The 26119-nt window shown below is 69.5% G+C and carries 7 protein-coding genes; 6 read left to right on the top strand and 1 reads right to left on the bottom strand.

What is annotated here, in order from left to right; genetic code table 11:
* Positions 1–38 precede the first annotated feature (38 nt).
* Positions 39–21230 carry a BapA/Bap/LapF family large adhesin gene (locus G7007_RS09450; RefSeq protein WP_181101143.1) on the bottom strand — a complete coding sequence of 7064 codons (21192 nt, stop codon included), beginning with the start codon at positions 21228–21230 and terminating at the stop codon, positions 39–41.
* A gap of 565 nt (positions 21231–21795) precedes the next feature.
* On the opposite strand from G7007_RS09450, the gene G7007_RS09445 reads away from it, so the two are divergent.
* The 6 genes from G7007_RS09445 to G7007_RS09420 all read left to right on the top strand — a co-directional run bounded on the left by G7007_RS09445 (position 21796) and on the right by G7007_RS09420 (position 26015).
* Positions 21796–21966 (top strand): KGG domain-containing protein, encoded by a 171-nt coding sequence (locus G7007_RS09445; RefSeq protein WP_181101134.1) that lies wholly within the window; start codon positions 21796–21798, stop codon positions 21964–21966.
* Positions 21967–22026: 60 nt separating this feature from the next.
* Positions 22027–22218, top strand: coding sequence for a hypothetical protein (locus tag G7007_RS09440; protein ID WP_181101132.1), 192 nt, complete (start codon positions 22027–22029; stop codon positions 22216–22218).
* A gap of 19 nt (positions 22219–22237) precedes the next feature.
* The gene (locus tag G7007_RS09435; RefSeq protein WP_181101130.1) at positions 22238–23590 is read left to right on the top strand and encodes an iron-containing redox enzyme family protein; all 1353 of its coding nucleotides are present in this window, start codon (positions 22238–22240) and stop codon (positions 23588–23590) included.
* Positions 23590–24561, top strand: a complete 972-nt coding sequence (locus G7007_RS09430; RefSeq protein ID WP_181101128.1) for a methyltransferase — start codon at positions 23590–23592, stop codon at positions 24559–24561. The genes G7007_RS09435 and G7007_RS09430 overlap by 1 nt, the downstream gene beginning before the upstream one ends.
* A gap of 76 nt (positions 24562–24637) precedes the next feature.
* Positions 24638–24871 (top strand): PLD nuclease N-terminal domain-containing protein, encoded by a 234-nt coding sequence (locus G7007_RS09425; protein ID WP_181101126.1) that lies wholly within the window; start codon positions 24638–24640, stop codon positions 24869–24871.
* Between the two features lie 238 nt (positions 24872–25109).
* Positions 25110–26015, top strand: a complete 906-nt coding sequence (locus G7007_RS09420) for an SDR family oxidoreductase (protein ID WP_181101124.1) — start codon at positions 25110–25112, stop codon at positions 26013–26015.
* Positions 26016–26119: the final 104 nt, after the last annotated feature.

Below are 26119 nucleotides of genomic sequence, written 5' to 3'. Positions count from 1 at the left end.
GGGTTGCCCCCGGTCAGGCGTGCGACGCCGTCCTTGTGTCAAACCACGTGTATGCCGTTCTGTACCCAGAGTTGGTGAGTCGGGTCCTCCTGTGGCGTGTATTGAGTGTAGGTCAGACCTTCAGCAACCTGTAGGCCATCTGCTTTCCAATCGCCAGACAAGTGCACGCTGTCCTGGTCGTTGCCCTTGATCAGCAGGGTGCCGGCGTCGCTGTCAGTGATCGAGACCAGGTCGGCCAGGCTGACCGTGAGGTCCACAGCGCTGGTGTCGTTCAGGTCGATCATCTCGATGTGACTGAGGCGGTCCTGCAGCTCGCCCAGGTCGATCGCCGCATCGCCACCGGCCCAGAGCAGGGTGTCGGTGCCAGTGCCACCGTCGACCGAAGCGAAGTTCAGGTCGCTGATGATCAAGGTGTCGTCACCCGCACCGCCACCGAGCGTGACCGCGCCGCCCTGGCTGCCGTCGAGCGTGTCGTTGCCGTCGGTGCCCAGCAGCGCATGCTCGTCGGACGCCGCCAGCGCATGGAGGGCGGTGTCGTCGCTGTCGACGCTGGCCAGGGCCATGCGCGCCGATACCGCACCGGCCTGGTTCAGCCCGACCGTCAGGGTGGCGGTGTCGCTGGTGCCGTTGGGGTGCGTCAAGCGGTAGGTGAAGGTGTCCGTCTGGCCGATCACCGTCGAGCTGAGCCCGGCGTTCAAGGTGTAGGCATAGCTGCCATCGGCCTTGACCAGCAGGGTGCCGTAGGTGCCGGCGATGCTGGTGCCGTTGTAGCCCGGCTGCACGTAGGTGTTGGCCGCCGCCAGCACCGACAGCGTGGTGAAGGCCGAACCGAGCACGTCGGCGCTGCCACCGGCGGTGTCGGTGAGCAGGTTGCCGGTCACCGGCGTGTAGCTGCCGACCACGAACTGGTTGGTGTAGGTGGCCACGTTGGTGAGGCTGACGTTGAGGCTGGTCAGCACCGCCAGGCCGCCGACGCTGACGTTGACCCGGTAGGTACCCGGGGTCTGGTCCTCGATGATCACGCCGCGGCTGCCGCCGCCCAGCGTCACCAGCGCCGCGCCGTTCCAGCTCTTGACCAGCACGTACTGCCCGGTCGCCGTGTTGAGCTTGGACAGACTCAGGTTGACCGAGTTGGCCAGCGACGCCAGGCTGGTGGACGTCAAGGTCAAGGTCAGGTCACTGACGGTGTTGGGGCTGACGGTGAAGCCGTACTGCCCCGAACCGCCGGTGAGCGCGATCGAGGTGACCGTCCCCAGGTTGGTGGTGGTGGTGGTCTCCAGGTTGGCCAGGCTGATGCGGGTGCTGGCCACGTCGTTGATGGCGTCGACCACCACGGCCGGGGCCGCCAGGTTGGCGTTGTTCCAGACCTCGACCGCCTGCGGGCTGTCGATGCGCACGTACAGCGTGGCGGTATCGGACAAGCCGTTCGGGTGCACCAGCTGGTAGTTGAACACATCGACCTTGCCCACGCTGCTGGCCGTGCCGGTGGCGCGGTAGCTGTAGTTGCCCTGGCCATCGAGGGTCAGGGTGCCGTACAGGCCTTGCACCACCGTGCCGGTCTCGGCGTTGACGTAATTCCCGCCGCTCTGCACGCGCAGCACCGCGCCGTTGTCCGGCCCGGTGATGTCGGCCGTGCCGTCGGTGCCCAGGTCGTTGATCACGTTGCCGGTGACCGCCGCCCCTGCCGTGCCCTGGAACTGGGTCAGGCTGGTAACGTCCAGGCGCAGGTTCGAGTCGATGTTGGTGATGACGCTGACGCTGTTGCTGACGAAGTTGAGGCGATACTCGCCGGCCTGCAGGGTGCCGGCACTGATGCGCACGCCGGTGCCGCTGAGCAGTTGCAGGTCGAGCAGACCGCCGCTGCCGGTGGCGCCGATGGTCTGCCAGACCCCATTGGCGTCCTTGACCTGCAAGGTGTAGGTCGCCTGGGTACTGAGATCGAGCACGCCGGCGTTGGTCAGGGTCAGGGTCGGCTTGGCGGTGGTACCCGCCGCCACGGTGAAGTTGAAGGTGTGGGTGAAGCCCACGCCGATCAACGTGGGGAAGGTCTCGTTCTGGTTGCTCACCGAGGTCACCGGCGCCAGGGTTACCGTGGCCGTGGCCAGGTTGTCGCTGGCCACCACCGGACGGTCGGCATCGATGTCCGGCGCCACCAGGGTCGCGGCTGGCGAGGCGTTGCCGCGTCCGTCGGTGACCACCACGGTCAAGGTCTCACCGTTGATCTGCGCCGTGCGCAAGCCGACGCTGAAGCTGCCGTTGGCCTGCGCCACCGCCGTGCCCAGCACCGTGCCGCCCAGGCCACGCACGCTGACCGTGGCACCGACTTCGGCGGAGCCTGAGAGGGTCAGGCCATCGGTGCTCAGTTGCAGCCCGCTGGCCGCCACCGGTGGCGTCAGGTCCGGCGCGTTGACCACCAGGGTTGGCGAGACGTTGCCGGCCGCGTCCAGCTGGGTCAGCGTAAGGGCCTGGAAGTTGGTCAGCGGTGGGTTCAGCACCAGCGACCAGCTGCCGTTGGCAGCCACCACGGCCGTGCCCAGTTCGGCGGCGCCGTTCTTGACCACGATGCGGTCGCCGGCGATGCCGGTGCCGCTGACCAGGGTACCCGAGGCATTGACCGTGGCACTGGCCGGGGCCACCGGTGGGGTGGTGTCCGGCGCGGTGATCACGGCCGGGGCCGAGACGTTCTGCGCGGCGTCGGTCAGGCGCACGTTGAGCAGTTGCCCGTCGAGCTGAGGCGGCGACAGGGTGACGCTGAACTGGCCCGTCGCACCGACCGTCGCGGTGCCCAGGGTCTGCCCGGCGGCATTGGTCACCGTCACCTGCGCACCGACCTCGCCGCTCCCGCTCAGGGTGGCGCCGTTGCCGGTGACGGCCAGGTTGCTCGCCAGGGCCGGAGGCGTGGTGTCGCCCGCCGTTGTCGTGACCGTCGGCGACAGGTTGCCGGCCGCATCGGCCTGGCGCACGGTCAGCACCTGGCCGTTGGTCTGCGGGCTGGCCAACAGCACGCTGAAGTTGCCGTCGGCACCGACCCGGGCACTGCCCAGCGGCAGACCGGCCGCCGTGCTGACCGAGACGATCGCACCCGCTTCGCCGGTGCCGGTCAGTTGCAGACCGTTGCCGACCAGCGCCAGGTTGCCTGGCGCCACCGGTGCGGTGATGTCCGCTGCGACGAGGGTCGCCACGTCGGAGACATTGGCGGCAGCATCGGTCAGAGTCACAGCCAGGGACTGGCCATTGGTCTGCGGCGGCGTCAGGGTAATGGCGAAGGTGCCGTCGGCGGCGACCGTGCCCAGGCCCAGCAGTGTGGTGCCGCTGGTGACACGCACCACCGTCCCGGCCTCGCCGATGCCGGTCAGGCGAGTGCCAGCCGCGTTGAGCGCCAGGTTGGTGGCCAGCAGAGGCGCAGTGGTGTCGGCGGCGGTGAGCTGCACCGCAGGCGACAAGTTGGCGCCACCGTCGACCTGCACGGCGTTCAGCACCTGCCCGTTGGTCTGGGCACTGCTCAAGGTCACGCTGAAGCTGCCGTTGGCTCCGATGACCGCGCGGCCCAGCTCCACGCCAGCGGCCGTGCTGATGATCGCCGTGGCGCCCGCTTCACCGGTACCGGTGACGATCGTACCGCTGCCATTGAGCGAGAGGTTGGCCAAGGCCACCGGCGGCGTGGTGTCGGCAGCGATGACGATGGCGGGCAGGGAAGGCCCGACCAACGCGATGTTGGCGGTCACCGTCAGGCTCTGGCCATTGGTCTGCGGTGCGCTCAGCTGCACGCTGAACGCGCCGTTTTCAGCCACCGTGGTGGAACCGAGCAGGGTGGTGCGGTCGGCTCCGAACACGTCGATGCGCACGTTGGGCGTCGCACGCCCGGTCAACGTGGTCCCTGCCGTATCCAGCACCAGGTTGGTCGGCGTTTCCGGCGGCAGCACCAGCGGTACGGTGATGGTCGCCACGGACGAGGGATTGTCCGACGCGTCCACCTGGGTCACGTTGAGCACCTGCAGGAACGACGCTGCGGGCGACAGGGTCACCACGAAGGGCCCATCGGCACCGACCACGGCAGAGCCAAGCGCCGTACCGTTACCGATGCGCACCGTCACCGTGGCCCCGGCTTCGCCACGACCGAACAGCTGGTTGAAGCCGGCGTTGAGCGACAGGTCGGTCACCGGCAGCGGTGGGGTGATGTCCGGCGAGGTGATCACCAGCGGTGTGGAGACGTTGTCGGCGGCGTCCCGAACCGTGATGGTCAGGGGCTCTCCGTTTTGCTGCGCCGTGGTGTAGACCACCGCGAAGCTGCCGTTGGCCTCGACCACGGCGGTGCCGACCAGCGTACCACTGGCCGTGGTCACGGTGACGCGGGCACCGGCCTCGGCCGTCCCGATGAGGAAGCCGACCTCGCTCGTTTCGATCACCGGCACGCCGGGCGGCGTGATGTCGCGGGCGGTCAAGGCCGCCGACGGCGACACATTGCCTGCGGCGTCGACCTGCACCAGGGACAGGGCCTGACCGTTGAGCTGCGGGCTGGCCAGGGTGACCGAGAAGGTTCCGTCGCCGCCCACCGTGGCCGTGCCCAACACGCCACCGGTACCGTTCACGCGGACCGTGGCCCCGGCCTCGCCAGTGCCGGACAGCACCAGGCCATTGACGCTCAGCGTCAGGTCGGCGACGGCGACCGGCGCGGTGGTGTCAGGGGCCTGCAAGGCCACCGTCGGCGAGCTGTTGCCCGCTGCGTCGACCTGGCGCACGGTCAGGGTCTGACCGTTGGCCTGCACGCTGGACAAGGTGACGCTGAAGCGTCCATCGGTGCCGACCTGGGCGACGCCCAGTACCGTCTGGTCGGCCGCCGTGACCTGCACCCGCGCACCGGCTTCGCCGACACCCGTCACGGCCAGGCCGTTGCTGGCCAGGGCGAGGTTGGTCGGCACCGCAGGCGGTGTAGTGTCCGGTGCAGCCAGCTCGACCGCCGTGGCGGCATTGCCTGCGGCATCGGCCTGCACCACGCTCAACAGTTGACCGTTGAGCTGCGCCGGGCTGAGGGTCACCACGAAGTTGCCGCTGGCATCGACCGTCGCGGTGCCCAGGCGTGTGGCGCCGAGGAACACGTTGACGGTGGCGCCGGGTTCACCGGTGCCTGCCAGTTGGGTGCCAGCCGGGTTGATCGACAGGTCGGCCACCGGGTTCGGTGCCGTGATATCGGGCGCCGTCAGGGTACTGGTCGGCGACAGGTTGCCGGCCGGATCGATGACCACCACCGCCAGCGCTTCGCCGTTGACCAGAGCAGGGGTGAGGGTAGCGCTGAAGGTGCCGTTGGCGCCCACCGTCACCGTGTCGATGACTTCGCCACCGACCCGGCTGATGCGCACCTGCGCACCGGCTTCGGCGCTGCCGGTGAGGGCCGTGCCGTTGCCGGCGACCACCAGGTTGGTGGCAGCGGCTGGCGGCGTCAGGTCCGGCGCGGTGAGCGCGGTGATCGGGCTCAGGTTGCCCTGGCCGTCGGCCTGCTGCACGTTCAGGGCCTGCAGGTTGATCTGCGGCGTGTTCAGGGTGATGGCGAAGCTGCCATCGGCCTGCACGGTACCGCTGCCGAGCAGGGTGCCGGTCGCGCTGCGCACGGTGACCTGCGCGCCCACTTCACCGGCGCCGGTGACCACGCTGCCGGCCGCGTTGATGGCCACGTTCTGCAGGGCCAGCGGTGCGGTGATATCCGGCGCCACCAGGTTCGAGGCCGGCGAGACGTTGCCGCTGGCGTCGGCCTGCACCAAGGTGACGGCTTCGCCATTGGCCTGCGCCGGGGTGAGCACCAGGGTGAAGGCACCGGTCGCGCCGACCACCACGGTGCCCAGGCTGTCGCCGGCGGCATTGCGTGCCGTGACCACGGCTCCGGCTTCGCCGCGGCCGGTGATGCTGGCACCGGTGGCGTTGAACGCCAGGTTGCTCAGCGCCAGGGGCGCGGTGGTGTCGATGGCCGTGGCGTCGGTGATCGGCGACACGTTGCCGGCGGCATCGGTCAGGGTCACGTCCAGGGCCTGGCCGTTGATCTGCGGTGGCGTCAGCGCGACGGCGAAGGTGCCGTCGACCCGCACCACGCCCGTGCCCAGCACCAGGCCGGCGGCGTTGGTGACCGTCACCGTGCTGCCGGCTTCGCCGACGCCGGTGACCAACGTGCCAGTCTGGTCGATCGCCACGTCGGTCGCCGCCAGCGGCGCCTGACGGTCGGCGGCGAGCAGGCTGACGGCAGCCGATTCGTTACCGGCGTCGTCGGTCTGGGTCAGGCTCAGGGTCTGCCCGTTGAGCTGCGCGCTGTCGAGGGTGACGCTGAAGCGCCCGTCGGCCCCGACCACGGCCGTCCCCAGATCCAGGCCGTTGGCATCACTGACGATGACGCGGGCACCGGTTTCGCCACGCCCGGTCACGGTCAGGCCGTCGATCGACAGTTGATAGTCGGTCAAGGCGGCCGGTGGCGTAAGGTCGGCGGCGATCAGCTGATTGGGGCCGGAGTTGATGCCGTCGGCGTTGCTGGCGTTGACGGTGAGCACCTCGCCATTGAGCTGGGCAGTGGTCAGGTTCACCCGGAAGCTGCCATCCGGATTGACCTGGGCCACACCGAGCAAGCGACCGTCGAGTGCATGCACGGCGATGCTCGACCCCGGCGTGCCGGTACCGGTCACCACCAGGCCATTGGCACTCAGGGCCAGATCGCTCGGCGTGTCCGGGGCCAGTTCACCAGGCGCGGTGATCACCACGGGGCCGGAGACGTTACCGGCCGCGTCGCTCTGCGCCACGCTGAGGACCGTACCCGGTTGGACCGGCGGTATCAGCGGAATGTTGAAGGTGCCGTTGGCGGTGACGGTGGCGCTGCCCGAGGGCACGCCCGAGGCGCTGCTGACGATGATCAGCGCACCGGGCTCACCCAGACCGCTGAGGGTGCTGCCATCGACCGACACCGACAGGTCCATCGGAATGCCTGGCGGGGTGAGGTCGACGGCTGTCAGGAGCGTCGAGGGCGAGACGTTGCCGGCGGCATCGCGCGCCGTGACGCTCAGCACCTGACCATCGAGCTGGGCCTGCTCCAGGGTGAGCTGGAAGCGGCCCGTGGCGTTGACCACGGTACGGCCCAGGACGCGCCCATCGAACGCGCTGACGGTGACGGTACTGCCAACTTCGGCAGTGCCGCTGAACTGCAGGCCGTTGACGCTCAGGGCCAGCTCGCTGGGTGCGGCCGGTGGGGTCAGGTCCGGCGCGGTCAGGTCGATGGCCGGCCCTTCGTTGCCGGGTGGATCCTCCTGGTTGATGGTCAACGGCTCGGCATTGATCTGCGCCGGGTTCAAGGTGACGCTGAACGAGCCATTGGCATTGACCAGCGCCGAGCCCAGCTCGGTGCCGTCCAGGCCGCGCACGAACACCGTCGCGCCCGGTTCGCCCTTGCCGGTGACGATCTGCCCGTCACCGTTGATGACGACGTTGGTCAGGATGGCCGGCGCGCTGATGTCCGGTGCAGTGACCAGAGCGTCGTCGGACACGTTGCCCGCCGCATCGACCTGGACCACCTCGACCGTCTGGCCGTTGGCCGGTGCCGGTGCGAGCCGGACCGAGAAGTCGCCGCTGGCCGCGACGGAGGCGGTGCCGAGCAGGGTGCCGCTGGCATCGCGCACCTCGACCCTGGCTCCAGCTTCGCCACGCCCGACCAGCACGCTGCCATCGCTACTGACCGACAGGTCGGTGACCGCCGCTGGCGGCGTACGGTCAGGCGTGAGCAATGGGGTCGCGGCCGAGGTGTTGTCGGCGGCATCGGTCAGTTCGACGCGCAGGGCGGCGCCGGTCAGCTGCGGTGCCGGCAAGGTCACGCGGAAGGCACCGCTGGCATCGACCACGCCGTCGGCCAGCAGGGTGCCATCGGCGCTGCGCACCTGGACACTTGCGCCGGCCTCGCCACGGCCACTGACCACGGTGCCTGCGGCGTTCAGCACGACCTCGGTCGGTGCGCTCGGTGGCTGGATGTCCGGCGCGGTCAATGTGGCTTCGGCCGAAACGTTACCGGCTGCATCGGTTTGCGTCAGCGTCAGGGCCTGGCCATTGGCCTGGGCAGGCGCCAGCGTGACGGTGAACAGACCTGCCGCGCTGACCGTGGCCGTGCCGAGCACTGTACCGTTGGCATCGGTGACGCGCACCGAGGCACCGGCTTCGCCACGCCCGCTGAGCACGCTGCCATCGGCGGCCACCGTCGTGGTGACCGGCGCCTCGGGAGCCGTGGTGTCGGCCGCGACCAGCGAGGTCGAGACCGAGGTCTGGTCGCCGAGGGTGACGCTGGCGTTGAGGGTCTGGCCGTTGGTCTGCGCAGGCGACAGGGTGAGGCTGAAGGTACCGTCGGCACCGACCGCCGCCGAGGTGCCCAGCATCACGCCGCCTAGTCCGAGAACGGTCACCGTGCCACCGACCGTCGCGCTGCCGGTGAGGGTCACGCCATCGGCGGACAGCTGCAGGTTGGTCGGTGGTGCCAGTTCCGTGCCCAATGGGCCATCAAGGGTGACGGCCGCCGCGTCGTTACCGGCGGCGTCGCTGGCGACCACCGACAAGGCATCGCCGGTGACCGCCGGCGGAGCGAGGGTGACCACGAACACGCCCGCGTCATCGACCGTGGCGGTGCCCAGCGTCACGCCGCCGCGGGTGACGGTGACCTCGCTGCCCGGGTCGCCGGTGCCAGACACCGTCGCCCCGTCGGCGCTGATTTGCAAGGCCGTGACAGGCGCTGGTGGCGTGGTGTCCTCCGCCACCAGGTCCACGGGCAGGGAGGTGCGCCCGCCGTCGATGGCCACGACCTGCAGGGTCTCGCCGTTCAGCTGAGCGGCGTTCAAGGTGACGTCGAAGGTGCCATCGGCGGCCACGACGTCGCGGCCGAGCAGGGTGCCATCGGCACTGCGCACTTCGACCGTGGCGCCGGCTGCCGCATTGCCGCTGAGCACGGTGCCGGTGGCGTCGAGGAGCAGGGCCGACGGTTGTGCCAGCAGCACGACCGGTGCATCGACCTCGGCCGAAGGCGAGACGTTGTCGGCGGCGTCAGTCTGCACCACGGTCAGGGTCTGACCGCTGACCTGGGCCGTGCTCAGGGCGATGCTGAAGCTGCCATCGGCAGCGACGGTGGCACTGCCCAGGGCGGCGCCGTTGGCGTCAGTGACGGTGACCCGTGCACCGACTTCGCCGGTACCGGTCAGGGTCGCGCCATTGCTGGACACGGCCAGGTTCTGCACCGGCTCCGGTGGGGTGATGTCGCGTGCCTGCAACGGCGCGCTGGGCGAGACGTTGTCACTGGCGTCGACCTGCGCCACGCTCAGGGCCTGGCCGTCGAGCTGGGCGGTGTCCAGCGTCAGCGCGAAGCGCCCGTCGGCCTCGACCGTGCCGGTGCCGATGATCGCGCCATTGGCGTCGCGCACCTGCACCGTGGCGCCGGGCTCGCCGGCACCGGTCAGGTTCAGGCCGTCATCGGCCAGCAGCAGGTCGGTGACGGCTTCCGGCGCCTGGATGTCCGGCGCGGTGACGTCGGCGTTCGGCGAGACGTTGCCGGCCGCGTCGGTCTGGGTGAGGGTCAGGGCCTGGCCATTGGCCTGGACGGGCGTCAGGGTGATCTGGAAGCGACCGTTGTCGCCCACCTGGCCGGTGCCCACACGCTGGCCATCGGCGAAGACCTCGACACGGGCGCCGACCTCGCCGGTGCCCGAGGCGATCGAGCCATCGGCGGAGATGGCGACGTCCACCAGCGCCGCAGGCGGCGTGGTGTCGGCCGCCACGGCCAGGACCGGCTCGGAGCGGTTGCCTGCCGGATCGATCTGCACCACTTGCAGTGGCTGACCGGCCGCGGGTGCCGCAGTCAGGGACACCACGAAGCTGCCATCGGCGGCCACGGTGGTGCTGCCGATCACCGCACCGCTGTCATCGCGGACCACGACCTGGGCACCTGGCTCGCCAGTGCCGCCGAGCTGGTCGCCGGAGGCCTCGACGACGAGGTCGGTGACCGGCGCAGGGATCGTCGTGTCCGGTGCCACCAGGTTGACCGGGTCGCTGCTCTGGCCGGCCGGCGAGGTGCCGATCACCGACAACGATTCGCCATTGGTTTGCGCGGTGTTCAGCGGCACCGTGAAGACGCCGTCGCTACCGACCGTGGCGCTGCCGAGCACCGCACCGTCGGCATCGCGCAGGGTGATGGTCGAGCCGGCCTGGCCGATGCCGCTCAGTTGCGTGCCGCCAGCGTCGAGGGTCACGCCGCCTGGCAGCAGCGGGTTGAGCACATTGGGCGCATCGACCGCCGCCGGCGTCGATGCATTGCCGCTGGCGTCGGTGAGCGTCACCTCCAGACGCTCGCCCTGGTTCTGCGCCTCGGGCAGGGTGATCGAGAAGCTGCCGGTCGGCCCCACGTCGCCGGTGGCGATGACGGTGCCCGCCGCATTGCGCACGGTGACCGTCGCCCCGGCTTCGCCTTGCCCGGACAGCACCAGGCCATTGGGGTTGACCGCGAGGGTGTCGGCCGGCGCGGGTGGCGTGCTGTCGGTGGCGGTGATCGCCGTCGGCAGCGACTCGCCGGCGGGGTTCAGCACCACTACGTCGAGGGCCTGGCCGTTGGTCTGTGGCGTGGCGATCGGCACGCTGAAGGTGCCGTCGGCGTCGACCACGGCGCTGCCGATCACGTTGCCGTCGGCGTCACGGACTTCCACCGTGCTGCCGGGGGCACCATTACCAGTGACGGTCGTGCCCTGGGCATCGATGGCCACGCCCGTGGCCGGAGCCGGCGCATCGGCGCTCGGCGCTTCGGCCGGGGCCGCGTCGGACGGCAGGCCCGAGGCATCGACCTGCACCACCGTCACCGCCTGACCTTCGGCCAGTGGCGGCGCCAGGTCGACCAGGAAGCTGCCCGTGTCGTCCACGGTAGCGGTACCCAGGGCAGTGCCGGCCGGGTCGCGGACGGTCACCGTGGCACCGGCCTGGCCCTTGCCGGCCAGGCTGGCGCCGTCGGGGCTGACCACCAGGGCGGTGACCGCCGCCGGTGGCGTGGTGTCCGGTGCGGTGAGGGTTTCGGCAGGGGCGACGTTGCCCCGTGCATCGACGGCCGTGACATCGAAGGCCTGGCCATCGGTCTGACCGGGCGAGAGGCTGACCACGAAGGCGCCGTCCACGGCGGTCACCGCCGAGCCGAGCAGGCGTCCGCCGAAGCTGCGCACGAAGATGCGCAGGCCGGGTGTGGCGCGGCCGGTGAGGAATGCACCGTCCGTGGAAACCGCCAGGTCGGCCGGCGCTTGCGGTTGGATCAGGTTGGGCGCCAGCAACGACGTGGCGGTCGAGACGTTGCCCGACGCATCGGTCAAGGTGACGCTCAACGGCTGGCCGATGTCCTGGGCCGGTGCCAGCACCACGGCGAACGCACCGTCGCTGCCGACGGTGGCGGTGCCGAGCAGGACGCCCGCACCATTGGTGACGGTGACCAGGGTGCCGACCTCGCCGCTGCCGGTGAGCAGGTTGCCGCTGGCGTTGATCGCCACGTTCGCGGCCGCGTCCGGGGCGACGGTGTCGGTCGGCGTGCCAGGGGCGGTGACCGGCGCAGGCGTCGAGGCGTTGCCCGCCGTGTCGGTGGCGACCACCGAGACGGTCTGCCCTGGGTTCAGGGCCGGCGACAGGACCAGGGTGAAGCTGCCATCGGCGGCGGCGACCGCCGTGCCCAACACGCTGTTGCCCAGCCCGCGTACCTGCACGGTGGCGCCGGCTTCGGCGACGCCGGTAAGGCGGTCGCCCGCGTCGTTGAAGACCAGGTCGGTCGGCGCGGCCGGCGGGGTCACGTCGGAGCTGGCGAACGGCACCGACGGCGAGGTGCCATCTGCCGTGGCCTGGGTCACGCTGAGGACTTCGCCATCGAGCTGGGGCAAGGCCAGGTCGACGTTGAAGGTGCCATCAGCGGCCACCGTGGCGGTGCCCAGCACGCTGCCGTCGGCGGCGCGCACGGTGACCGTGGCGCCGGCGACACCGGTCCCGCTCAAGGCGGTGCCGGCCAGGTTCAGTTGCAGGGCGTCGGGGGCTGCTGGCGCATCGGCGCCGGCCGGTGCGCTGGCCGAGCCGGGGACCGAGTCGTTGCCCGCCGTGTCGGTCAGCGTGACCGACAGGGTCTGTCCATCCAGTTGCGCGGTGCCCAGCGGCACGTTGAAGGTGCCATCGGCGGCGACCACGGCACTGCCGAGCAGGGTGCCGTCGGCAGCGCGTACCGTGACCGTAGCGCCGACCTCGCCGGTGCCGGTGAGGCTCAGGCCATCGCTGGTCACTTGCAGGTCGCTCGGCAGGGTCGGCGCGGTGCTGTCGTCGGCGACCACGGCGGCGGACGGCGAGGCGTTGCCACCGGTATCGGTCAGGACCACGTTGAGGGTTTCGCCATCGAGCTGGGCGCTGCCCAACGCGACGCTGAAGCGCCCATCGGCGCCGACCGTGCCACTGCCCAGCAAGGTCCCGTCGGTACCCCGCACGCTGACGGTGGTCCCGGCGGCACCAGTGCCGCTGAGGGTCAGCCCGTCCTCGCTCAGTTGCAAGGCGGCCGGCGCGGCCGGCGCCTGGGCCCCTTCCGGCGCCTGGGCGGTGATGCGCGGCGAGACGTTGCCAGCGCTGTCGGTGAGGATGACCGACAGGGTCTGGCCATCGGTCTGCGGCGTGCCCAGCGGCACATTGAAGGTGCCGTCGGCGGCGATCACGGCGGTCCCCAGCAACACGCCACCCAGGCCGCGAACGGTCACGGTGGCGCCGGCTTCGCCAGTGCCGGACAGGGTGACGCCGTCGGCGCTGACCTGCAGGCCCGTGGCAGCCACAGGTGCGGTGACGTCATCGGCTTGTACGGTGATGGACGGCGAGACATTGCCCGCCCCATCCTCCTGCACCACTGTCAAGGTCTGGCCATCGAGCTGAGCCTGGTCCAGTGGCACCGTGAAGCTGCCATCGGCGCCCACCACGGCAGTGCCGAGGGCGTTGCCGGCGGCATCGCGCACGGTGACCGTGGCACCTGCCTGGCCCGTGCCGTTGAGGGTCGTGCCATTGGTGCCGAGGAACAGGCCGGTCGGCGCTTCGGGGGCATCCGGGCTGGACGGTGCGGTCGCCGTGCCCGTGCCGGACAGGTTGCCGGCCAGGTCGGCTTGTTCGACGGATAGCGTCTGGCCTGCCAGTTGCGGTGTGTTCAGCTCGACCGTGAAGCGCCCTTGGGCATCGACCAGGGCCGTGCCCAGCGGGTTGCCGTCGGCGTCGCGCACGGTGATCTGGGCACCCGGCTCGCCAGCGCCGGTCAGGACCAGGCCAGTGGTGTCGATGGCCAGGTCGGTGGGCGCAGCCGGTGCGGTCACGTCCGGCGCGGTGAGGTCGGCCGACGGCGAGCGGTTGCCCGCGGCATCGGTCAGTACGGCGGTCAAGCGCTCGCCATTGAGCTGAGCGCTGCCCAGGTTGACCACGAAGGAGCCATCGGCCGCTACGGCTGCCGTGCCCAAGGTGGCACCGGTCGGTCCGCGGACCGTGACCAAGGTGCCGGGCGTGCCGGTGCCGGTCAAGGTCAGGCCGTTGTCGCTCAGTTCCAGCCCCGTCGGCGCTGGCGGTGCACCGGCACCAGCCGGCGCCGTGGCCTGCACGCTGGCCGAGACGTTGCCGGCGGCGTCGGCTTGCTGCACCGACAGGCTCTGGCCACCTGTCTGCAGGGTCGCCAACGGCACGCTGAAGGTGCCATTGGCCGCGACCACGGCGGTGCCGAGGATGTCGCCGTTCGCACCGCGCACGGTCACGGTCGCGCCGGCTTCACCGGTACCGCGCAGGGTCAGGCCGTCGGCGCTGACCTGCAGGTTGCCAGGCGCAGGTGGCACCTCGCCATCGACGGGCGCCTGGGGCGCATAGGCGGTTGCGGCAGGCGACAGGTTGCCTGCGCCATCGGCCTGCTCGACGGTCAGCGCCTGGCCGGCCCGTTGTGGGGCACTCAACGCCACACTGAAAGTGCCATCGGCAGCGACCTGCGCAGTGCCCAGGGCCGCGCCGTCAGGCCCGCGCACGGTGATCGTGGCACCGGCTTCGCCGCGGCCGTTCAGGGTCAGGCCGTCGGTGCTGACCTGCAAGTCGGTCGGTGCGACCGGTGCGGTGACGTCGGCGCTGGTCAGTGGCGTCGCCGCCGACAGGTTACCTGCACGGTCGACCTGCTCGACCGCGAGGGTCTGGCCGTTGAGCTGCGGGCTGTCCAGGGTGACGCGGAAGCTGCCGTCGACGGCGACTTGGGCGCTGCCCAGGGAGCGGCCTTCGGCGTCGCGCACGGTGACCGTGGCGCCAGGTTCGCCGGTGCCGGTCAGCGTCAGGCCATCGGCGCCGAGCGCCAGGCCGGTCGGTGTAGCGGGCGCGGTGACATCCGACGCGGTCAGGGAAATGGACGCCGAGGTCTGACCGTCGGCGGTCTGGGTGACGCGCAGCACTTCGCCGTCGAGCTGCGCGGTGCCCAGCGTCAGGCTGAAGGCGCCATCGGTGCCGACCACGGCCGTGCCCAGCACGGCGCCATTGGCATCCCGGACCGTGACCGTGGCACCGGCCTCGCCGGTACCGGTCAGGGTCAGGCCGTCAGCGCTCAGTTGCAGGCCGCCAGGCGCTGCCGGGGCATCGGCCCCCGTCGGGGCGGTGGCCGAGACGGTCGGGGAGAGGTTGCCCGCCGTGTCGGTCTGCGAGACGCTCAGCACTTGCCCGGCCAACTGGGCGGCGCCCAGGCTGACGTTGAAGGTGCCGTCCGCCGCGACCACGGCGCTGCCGAGCAGGCTGCCGTCGGCGCTGCGCACCTCGATGCGCGCACCGGGCTCGCCGGTACCGGTCAGGCTCAGGCCGTCGGCGGCCACTTGCAGATTGCTCGGTGCCAGCGGAGCGGTAGTGTCGGCAGCGGTCAGGCTGGTGACCGCCGAGGTGTTGCCAGCGGCATCGGTCTGCTCGAGGGTCAGGCGCTGGCCCGCCCGTTGCGGCACGTCGAGCGTGACATCGAATACCCCATTGGTGGCGACCACGGCGCTGCCCAGGACGCTGCCGTCGGCCGCCCGGACGGTGACCGTGGCGCCAGGCTCGCCACGCCCACTGACCACACGGCCCTCGGCGTTCAGCACGGCGTCGGCCGGTGCGGCTGGGGCGGTGACGTCCGGCGCGTCGAGCACCACGTCGGGTGAGGCGTTGCCGGCCGCATCGGTCTGGCTCAGCGACAGGGCCTGGCCATCGCGCTGCGGCGTGCTCAGCACCAGGCTGAAGGTGCCGTCGGCAGCGACCAGGGCGCTGCCGAGCAGTCGACCATCGGCGGCACGCGCGGTGACCGTGGCGCCGGCCTCACCGGTGCCGGTGACCGTGCGGCCATCCGTGCTGAGCACCAGGTCATCGAGCGCGACCGGTGCGGTCACGTCGGCGGCGACCAGGGCGACAGACGGCGAGGTGCCACCGGCCGTGGCCTGGCGCACGTCGAGGGTTTCGCCGTTGAGCTGCGCCGTGTCCAGGGTGACGCTGAAGGTACCGTCGGCGCCGACCTGCGCCGTGCCCAGCACGACGCCATTGGCATCGCGCACGGTCACCGTGGCACCGGCTTCACCGGTACCGCTCAGGATCAGGCCATTGCTGCTCAGGGCCAGGGCCGTCGGCGCATCGGGGGCGTCGGCCCCTTGCGGGGCGAAGGCCGTCGCGCTGGGCGAGGCGTTGCCGGCCGCGTCGATCTGCTCGACGCTCAGCGGCTGGCCTTGCTGTTGCGCGGTGTCGAGGGTGACGGTGAAGGTGCCATCGGCCGCGACCGTGGCGCTGCCGAGCAGGTTGCCGTCGGCATCGCGCACGTTCACCGTGGCGCCGGCTTCACCGCGACCGCTCAGGCTCAAGCCGTCGCCGGCCACGCTCAGTTCGGTCGGCACAGCCGGTGCGGTCAGGTCGGCGACGGTCAGGGGCGTGGTCGGCGACAGGTTGCCGGCTGTGTCGGTTTGCTGGACGGTCAGGTTCTGGCCGTCGAGTTGCGGACGGTTGAGGGTCAGGCTGAAGGTACCGTCGGCACCGACCAGGCCCGTGCCGAGCACGGTGCCTTGGGCGTCGCGCACGCTGACGGTTGCCCCGGGCTCGCCGGTGCCGGTGAGGGTCACGCCATCGGCTGCCAGTTCCAGGGCGCCTGGCGCGGCGGGCGTCGTGACGTCCGGCGCAGACAGCGATGTGGCCGGCGAGGCGTTGCCCGCAGCGTCGGCCTGCACCACGGACAGGGTCTGACCATTTTGCTGGGCGCTGCCGAGCGGCACGCTGAAGGTGCCATCGGCAGCGACCGTGGCGACCCCCAGAACCGTGCCTGCCGCATCCCGGACGGTCACTCGCGCGCCAGGTTCGCCAGTGCCACTGAGGGTTCGACCGTCATCGGCCAGTTGCAGGCCGGTCACGGCTTGCGGCGCGGTGACGTCGGCGGCGACCAGGGCAGTGGACGGCGAGCTGGCGCCGGCGGGGTTGGTCTGCACCACGCTCAACGTCTCGCCGTTGAGCTGGGCGCTGCCCAGGGTCACGCTGAAGCGGCCGTCGGCACCGACCACGGCGCGGCCCAGGACCTGGTCATCGGCACTGCGGACGGTGATGGTGTCGCCCGGCTCACCGGTGCCGGAAAGGGTCAGGCCATCGACGCTGAGCGCCAGACCCGTCGGTGCCTCGGGCGCATCGGCGCCTACCGGCGCAAAGGCCGAGGCCGTGGGCGAGACGTTGCCGGCGGCATCGGTCTGGTCGACGACCAGCTGCTGGCCGTCGAGCTGAGCGGTGTCCAGGGAGACGGTGAAGGTGCCATCGGTCGCCACCACGGCCGTGCCCAGGGTCGCGCCCGAGGCATCGCGCACGGTGACGGTCGCCCCAGGCTCGCCGAGGCCGCGCAGGCTCAGACCATCGGTGGTCACCTGCAGCGCGGTCGGCGCGGCGGGTGCGGTGACGTCGACCACGACCAGTTCGCTGGCAGGGGAGGCATTGCCTGCGGCATCGGCCTGGGTGACTGTCAGAGTGGTCGCGTCCACCTGGGCGCTGCCCAGGATGACACTGAAGGTGCCATCGGCGGCGACCGTCGCGGTGCCCAGGACGTTGCCATTGGCACTACGGACGGTGACGCTGGCACCGGGTTCGCCGGTGCCGGTCACGGTCAGGCCATCGCCACTCAGGGCCAGGTCGGACGGCGCCTGCGGTGCTGTGACATCGGCAGCGGTGTAGGACGCCGACGGCGAGGTCGCGCCGGCGGGGTTGGCTTGCACGGCGGTCAGGGTTTCGCCGTTGAGTTGAGCGGTAGCCAACGTGACGGCGAAGGTGCCATCGGCTGCGACCACGGCGGTGCCCAACACGGAGCCGTCGGCGCCGCGCACGGTGACCGTGGCGCCGGGTTGGCCGACACCCGACAAGGTCAGGCCGTCGGCGCTGAGTGCCAGGTTCGCTGGAGCGTCGGGGGCGTCGGCGCCTATGGGGGCGGAGGCGGATGTGGCAGGGGAGACGTTACCGGCGGCGTCGGCCTGCTCGACGCTCAATGTCTGGCCGTCGAGCTGGGCGGTACCCAGGGCCACGGTGAAGGTGCCGTCGGCGGCCACCACGGCGGTACCGAGGACGGCGCCAGTGGCGTCACGAACGGTCACGGTAGCGCCGGGTTCGCCCACCCCGCTCAGGCTCAGCCCATCGTTGGACACGGCGACGGTGGTTGGCGCTTGCGGTGCGGTCACGTCCGTGGCTTGCACCTCGACGGCGGCAGACGCATTGCCGGCACCGTCGTTCTGCGTCACGGACAGGGTCTGGCCGTTCAGTTGCGCACTGCTCAGCGTCACGCTGAACGTGCCGTCAGCGGCCACGATGGCGCTGCCGAGCAAGGTGCCCGAGGCATCACGGACGTTGACGGTGGCGCCGGGTTCGCCGGTGCCGGTGAGGGTCACGCCATCGGCGGCCAGTTGCAGGGCGCCTGGCGCTTGTGGTGCGGTGACGTCGGCGGCGGTGTAGGACGCCGAAGGCGAGGTGGCGCCGTCGGCGTCGGCCTGGACCGCCGTCAGGGTTTCGCCATTGAGTTGGGCGGTAGCCAACGTGACGGCGAAGGTGCCATCGGCTGCGACCACGGCGGTGCCCAGCACACTGCCGTCGGCACCGCGGATGGTGACCGTGGCGCCGGGCTGACCGATGCCGGACAGCGTCAGGCCGTCGGCGCTCAGGGCGAGGTTCGTCGGTGCGTCGGGGGCATCGGCCCCGATGGGTGCGGAGGCATTGGTGGTCGGCGACACGTTGCCGGCCGCATCGGTCTGCTCGACCGTCAGCGCCTGGCCTTCGAGTTGCGCGGTGCCCAGCTCGACGATGAAGGTGCCGTCGGCTGCGACGACCGCTGTCCCCAGCACGACACCATCGGCATCGCGGACAGTGACGGTGGCGCCTGGCTCGCCGACACCGCTCAGGCTCAAGCCGTCGTTGGCGACCGACACGTTGGTCGGGGCCACGGGTGGGGTCACATCGGTTGCTATTACTTCGCTCGCGACCGACGTATTGCCGGCGCGGTCGGTCTGCTCGACCGACAAGGTCTGACCGTTCAGTTGCGCGCTGCTCAGCGTCACGCTGAACGTGCCGTCAGCGGCCACGATGGCGCTGCCGAGCACGGTGCCCGAGGCGTCGCGTACGGCGACGGTGGCGCCGGGCTCGCCGGTGCCGGTGAGGGTTACACCGTCGGCGGCCAGCTGCAGGTCGTCGAGTGCATCGGGCGCGGTGACGTCGGCAGCGGTATAGGCTGCAGAGGGCGAGGTCGCACCGGCAGCGTTGGTCTGCACGGCCGAAAGGGCCTCGCCATTGAGCTGCGCCGTGGCCAGCGTGACGGCGAAAGTACCGTCGGCCGCTACCACCGCGGTACCGAGCACCGTGCCGTTGGCGCCACGTACCGTGACGATGTTGCCTGGTTCCCCTACGCCACTCAGGGTCAGGCCGTCGGCGCTGAGGGTCAGGTCGGTGGGCGCGTCAGGCGCGTCGGGACCGTTGGGCGCGAAGGCCGAGACCACGGGCGACGCATTGCCGGCCGCATCGGCCTGCTCGACGCTCAGCTGCTGGCCGTCGAGTTGGGCGGTGTCCAGGTCCACGGTGAAGGTACCGTCCGCTGCGACCACGGCGGTGCCCGGGACGGCGCCGTTGGCATCGCGCACGGTCACAATGGCACCCGGTTCACCGCGGCCGCTCAGGCTCAGGCCGTCGTTGGCCACTTGTACGTCGGTCGGGGCCGGCGGCGCGGTGACGTCGGCGGCGGTGTAGGTGGTGACGCTGGAGGTGAGACCTGCAGCGTTGGTCTGCACGGCGGAAAGGGTCTCGCCGTCGAGCTGAGCGGTCGCCAGGGTGAGCGTGAAGGTGCCATCGGCACCGACCACGGCCGTCCCGAGCACGCTGCCGTCGGCGGCGCGGACCGTGACCGTGTTGCCGGGCTGGCCGGTCCCGGTCAGGGTCAGGCCATCGGCGCTCAAGGCCAGATCGGCAGGCGCAGGCGGTGCCTCCGTGCCGGTCGGTGCGGTCGCTACCGCCGCTGGCGATGTATTGCCGGCCGCATCGGTCTGGGTGGCGGTCAAGGTTTGACCCTCGAGCTGGGCACTGCCCAGGGTGACCGTGAAGCTGCCATTGGCCGCGACGATGGCCGTCCCCAGCACCGCACCGTCAGGGCCGCGTACGGTAACCGTAGCGCCGGGCTCGCCGGTACCGGTCAGGGTCAGCCCATCGTCGCCGACCTGCAGACCAGTGGGGGCACCCGGGGCCGTGACGTCGGCCGCGACGAAGGTGGCTGTCGGCGAGACGAGGCCCTCGGGGTTGGCCTGGACCACGCTCAGGGTTTCGCCGTTGAGCTGTGCACTGCCCAGCGACACGCTGAAGGTGCCATCGGCGGCGACCACGGCGGTGCCCAGGACGGCACCGTTGGCACCTCGGACGGTGACGGTGTCGCCAGGCTCGCCGCGGCCGGTCAAGGTCAGGCCATCGGCGCTCAGGGCCAGCGCCGTAGGCGCCGGCGGTGCATCCGCACCGATCGGTGCCACTGCCGAGGCAGTCGGAGACACGTTGCCGGCGGCATCGGTCTGCTCGACGTTCAAGGTCTGGCCGTCGGTCTGTGCGGTGCCCAACGGCACGTTGAACGTACCATCGGTGCCCACCACGGCCGTCCCGAGCACGGCGCCATTGGCACCACGCACGGTGACCGTGGCACCGGGCTCGCCGGTGCCGCTGAGCGACAGGCCGTCGGCGCTCACGGCCAGATTGGCCGGCGCTGCAGGTGCGGTCACGTCGGCCACGGTCAGCGACGCGTCGGCGGAGGTATTGCCGGCGGCGTCGGCCTGATCGACCGTCAGAGTCTGGCCGTCGAGCTGCGGCGCGCTCAGGCCGATGCTGAACGTCCCGTCGGCAGCGACCACGGCGGTGCCCAGGACCGCACCATTGGCATCGCGCACGGTGACGGTGGCCCCTGGCTCGCCGGTGCCGGTCAGGGTCAGGCCGTCGGTGCTCAGCTGCAGGTTGGCTGGCGCGGCGGGGGCCTGGGTGTCGGGCGCGGTGATGACGACGGGGTCGGAAGTGGCGCCCGTGGGGTCGGTCTGGTCGACGACCACGGTCTGGCCATTGTTCTGCGGTGTGTCGAGCGGCACGGTGAAGTTGCCATCGGCACCGACCACCGTGCTGCCCAGCAAGGTACCGTCCGGGCCGCGCACGTTCACCGTAGCGCCCGGGATGCCGGTCCCGGTCAGCGACAAGCCGTCGGCGGACAACGCCAGGTTGGCCGGTGCCGTTGGGGTGACGGGAGTCGGCGTACCGCCACCGCCACCACCTCCACCCCCCGCCGCTGCGGCGGCGCCCCCTGCGCCCAACAGGCCAAGACCGGCGAAGGCGAAGGTCTGGTTGGCGGAGATCACCTCGTTGCTCGCCAACAGCTCGTCCAGCGACTCGACTTCGTTGAAGGTGAACCCGTCGAAGGGTTCGGTGCTGTACTGGGCCTGCCACATGACACCGTCGTCGCCGGTGAACACGATGTCGCTCTGGTTGCCGTCGGCGTCGGGCGTGAAGAAGTTGCCGATGTGGATGCGCTCGCCCGACCTCAGGTTGATCGTGAGGTCTTGGCCACTGCGACTGACCGACGCGACCTGAGAGGGTGAGACGGGCATCTGCACCACGCCGGGCCCGCTGAGTTGGAAGGAATTGCCTTGCAGGTTGCTGATCTGTGATGTGGCTTTATCGGCGACGACGATGTTTTCCATGACAACTCCTGTTCCATTCCTCGAGTGCTGCCGAGGTCAGGCCAGGCGGTTTGTTCGACACCTCCGGCGGGGCGGGGTGCGCCCTTACTGAGTGAAGTCCCCCTGGCAATTTCTGACGTCAACGAGCGATCTATGGCCCTATGGCTGAATAGGGGTATAGCGCGGCAGATTTCACCTGAAGGCGCGTCAAAAACTCGACCAGGGGTCAAAAAAGCGCCTCGGAATAGGCAATGGGATCCCATAGGCACCTGTAAATATTGCGTTACACCCGTGCAAGGCAAACGGTAAACCGTTCGTCGGAAGAGGCATTACGTCGAGAATTTGGCACGTCCGACAATATTCGAAACAGTGTTGAACAATCGCCAGCAGAGGCCCTGGCTTGGGCCTGAGCGAGAGCAGAAAACGGAATCGGCGCACAGACCATCGTGCCAATGGCCGAGGCGACAGGTATTCCGACCGCTGATCCGACCTGGTGCAGAAAAATCGAATCTATTGCGAAAGCGTCGATCGGAACCTATGCACGGTGCGAAGCCCGTGTCCTATAACCCTCATGAGGTGAACGATCATGGCCAGTAACAAGCAAGGCGGTAGCCAGAGCGGTAGCGGTCAGAAAGGTAGTGGCAACTTCGCAAACGACCGCGAGAAGGCCTCCGAGGCCGGCAAGAAAGGCGGGAAGGCCTCCGGGACTTCTCATGACAAGTCCTCGGAATCCGGACGCAAAGGCGGTCGATCCTAACGTGCGACGCGCGGCGCCTGCCTGTGACGCCGCGCGTTGTCGAGCCTCGAGGAGCATTCCATGCGCATCATCTCGATCCTTTGCCTGTCCACCGGCCTGATCCTGTTGGGCGGCTGCTTCGATCGCAGCGACCACCCGGCCAAGGATGCTGACCAGAGCAAACCCTCCCTGCTGATGAAGCAACCCGACAAGCCGATCACGAGCCCTACGGCTGAAACCGAACCTACGTCTTCCTCAGAACAAGATCATTGAAGTCCAAGAGGGCCGCCCCATGACCGTCATGACCCGCAAGGCGACCATCGTCCGAACCGCCGCTCCAGCCAACGTGCCCGTGACTGCCACCACGCTCAAGGATCGCTACCAGGCTCTGTTGGCCGGCCATCCTGTCGACAGCGCGCGCTGGCTTGCCCAGCAGCTGGAAGGGACGCGCGCCATGGCTGACGACCTGCCGGACACTGCCGCTGGCCTGGACGACTGGACCGCGCGGCACGCCGCCCGTGTCGCGTCGGCCTATGCTGCCTACCTCAAGGCCCGTCAGGACGGCGAACCCCGACGTTATTTCGCCAACCGCTCCCAAGCACTCTATTTTCTCCAACAGGTGACGCCGACCAAACTGGTTGACGGCGCCTGGCTGTATGGGACCCTGCAGCACTGGCAGGACCCACGCTACCACGGGCTGATCCGTACCTACCTCGAAGAGCTTGGCGATGGTGACCTGCGCAGCAACCATGTCTCGATCTATCAACGTCTGATGAGTCGGCTCGGTTGTCTCGAGGCGGTGCCATTGGACGATGGGCGCTACCTGCAAGGTGGCATCCAGCTGGCGCTTGGCATGCACAGCGATGCGTTCCTGCCGGAAGTCATCGGCTACAACCTGGGCTACGAACAGCCCCCGCTGCACCTGCTCATCACCACGTACGAACTGGCCGAACTGGGCATCGACGGCTTCTACTTCCAGTTGCACATCACCATCGACAATGCTGCTAGCGGACATGCGCGCAAGGCCATCGAGGCCCTGCACCAGCTTTGCCCGGCGCAGGAGGCAGAAGCCTTCTACGAACGCGTACGCCAAGGCTACCGCCTGAACGACCTGGGTATCGACACGCCGTCGCTGATCGGCGCTTTCGACCTGCACGGCGAGTTGGTCGCGAGCCTGGAGCGCAAGCGGGTGTTCGGTCAGTTCATGCATGCCGATCACTGCCGCCTCGAAGGCCGCACCATCAACCAGTGGCTGGCGCCTGGCGAAAGCATGTCGGCCTTCCTGACCGCGCTGGAAAACCAGCGCTGGGTTCGCCGTGGGGCCGACCCCATGGAGAGTCGTTTCTATCGATTGCTGGAAGGTCCAACCGCGCCCATGTTCGGCGTCTTCAGCCCGTACGAGCGCCAGCTATGGCATGACTGGATCGCCGCCGACTGGCAAGGCCCGGCACCACGTCGGGTGATGCCAGGCAAATGGGAAGCGTCGCTCAAGATCGAGGAACCCTCGGCAGGGCGCGCCAGCAAAGCCTCGGTCACCGAACTGATCGAGCAGATGTTCGGCAGCCGGCATGCCTTGCCTGAAGGCCTGCAAGCGACACGTGACTACATTCGCCATACCGGCCTAGCGGAAGGGAGACCCTGCTGATGGTGTTGTCCGACACCCCGATTCATGATCATGACGTGACTCAGGCCGATGCGGCCTTGCTGGAACTGGCCCGATGGCTGAAGCAGGAGCGTTATCGCTTCACCAGCGTCACGCCGGTCACCCACCAGCGCAACAACGCCCGGGCAGCCGCCCAGCAGGCCTCCACGTTGCGCGATGTCTTCGGCTGGAACCGTCCTTTTTCCCTTGCCTTGCTCGATGACGACCGCCTGCAGCTGATGGCAGCCGCCGAGGTGGTGGCCGAGCAGGGCAAGACGTTCCGCAGCCAGGTGCGCTGGTCGACCCTGGACGATCTGCTGCTGGTGCATTCGGGCTATCCGACCGATCGTACCGATGCGGTGTTCTTCGGCCCGGACAGCTATCGCTTCGCCCGCGTCATCCAGGCGCACCTGCAGAGCCACCATCACCGTATTCAACGCGCCGTGGACATCGGCTGCGGCAGCGGTATCGGTGGCTTGCTGATCGCCAAGTCCGCTCCCCATGCCGAGGTGCTGGGCGTAGACATCAACCCGCTGGCGCTGCGCTATACCCAGGTCAACGCCGCGACCGCTGGTGTGAAGAACCTGACGGTACAGCGTAGCGACATTCTCTCCGACACTACAGGCACCTTTGACCTGATCGTGGCCAACCCCCCGTACATGATCGATGGGCAGCAGCGGACCTATCGCCACGGCGGCGGCAATCTGGGCAGCGACCTGTCCTTGCGCATCCTCGAGCAGGCGTGCGAGCGCCTGAGCGTGGGCGGCAGCCTGCTGCTGTATTCGGGGATCGCGATCGTCGAAGGGCGGGATGGCTTCCTCGAGGCCGTGCGCCAACGGCTGGCCGATCGGGCCTGGAGTTGGACCTACGAAGAAATCGACCCCGATGTATTCGGCGAGCAGCTCGAAGAGCCCGGTTATGAAATCGTCGAGCGCATCGCTGCGATCAGCCTGACCGTGACACGCGTTCACTGAAGGAAAAGCACTGCCCCCGGTGGCTGTCGAGGGCAGCTGGAAGGATCACTGATCCACGTTTGAAAGGAGAAAGACCATGGGCGACATGCCGAGTTACTTCTGGACCATCGTGACGATCCTTGTCGTGCTGATGGACGTCTGGGTCATCGCCAGCGTGTTCCGCAGCGAGAAACCGTCGGGTACCAAACTGATGTGGGCAGTGCTGGTCATCGTGCTGCCCGTGCTCGGGCTGGTGATCTGGGCGCTGATGGGGCCTCGCGGCATCAAGCGCGGCACGGGGCCGACCTCGGACGAACACAGCAAGGGCTGAGAGGCCCTTCGCCGCGCAGGTGATACGCAACACACAGGGCAGCCTCGAGCTGCCCTTTTTCATGCCGCTCCTGACGTAGCGTCAGCCTCTGCGAACAGGCATAGCTCAAACCTTTCAGCCTGCCTCTACCGTTCATCGGGACGTGTCTGCATCGCGGCAAACCCTCGTCACGTTCCAGACCTCGTATTCCATGAGCGCGTCGTTTGGCGCAAGGCATTTTTCTCAGGAGGCAGGTCCCATGTCCAACACCACTCGCGATCAGTTCAGCATGCAGAACCCCCTGACCCAGTACCCGCAACCGCCGTTCCCGGCCCAGCCGCAGAACCCGCCTGGCCTGGACAAGGGCATGACGCCCAAGCCGGACTGTGGCGAAGACAGCTACAAGGGCTTCGGTCGCATGAAGGGGCGCAAGGCGCTGATCACCGGTGCCGACTCCGGTATTGGCCGTGCCGCCGCCATTGCCTTCGCCCGTGAAGGCGCCGACATCGTGCTCAACTACCTGCCCGAAGAAGAGCCCGATGCCCAGGAAGTGGTGAAGCTGATCGAAGCTGAAGGCCGCAAGGCGGTCGCACTGCCTGGTGATCTGAAGGACGAAGCCTTCACACGCAGCCTGGCCCGCAAGGCCCATGAGGCCCTGGGTGGCCTGGACGTGCTGGTCAACGTGGCTGGCAAGCAGGAAGCGCGCAAGGACATCAGCGAGATCACCTCCGAGCAGTTCGACCACACCATGAAGACCAACGTGTACTCGCTGTTCTGGCTGTGCCAGGAGGCCGTGCCGCTGATGCCCGCTGGCGCCACCATCATCAACACCGCGTCGATCCAGTCGTACCAGCCGTCGGCGACCCTGCTCGACTATGCCAGCACCAAGGCGGCGATCGTGGCCTTCACCAAGGCCCTGGCCGGTCAGGTCATCGAGAAGGGCATCCGGGTCAATGCCGTGGCGCCCGGCCCGGTCTGGACCGTGCTACAGCCAAGCGGCGGCCAGCCACAGGAGAAGATCCCGGAGTTCGGCAGCCAGGTACCGATGAAGCGCCCCGGCCAGCCGGCCGAATGCGCACCGCTGTATGTGCTGCTGGCGACCCAGGAGTCGAGCTACATCACCGGCGAGATCTTCGGCGTCACCGGCGGCGATCCGCTGCCATGAAGCCGGACGCACGGCCATTCGGTTCGACCGACGCCGTGCGGGGCTCACGCTAGACTGAAGACGAGCGCTGCGGCGCTCGTCTTCGTTCGTGTCATGAATGGACT

The sequence above is a fragment of the Pseudomonas entomophila genome (assembly GCF_013523125.1).
In the GTDB taxonomy this organism is placed as follows: Bacteria; Pseudomonadota; Gammaproteobacteria; order Pseudomonadales; family Pseudomonadaceae; genus Aquipseudomonas; species Aquipseudomonas entomophila_B.
This window is presented reverse-complemented; position numbering and strand designations above follow the sequence as displayed.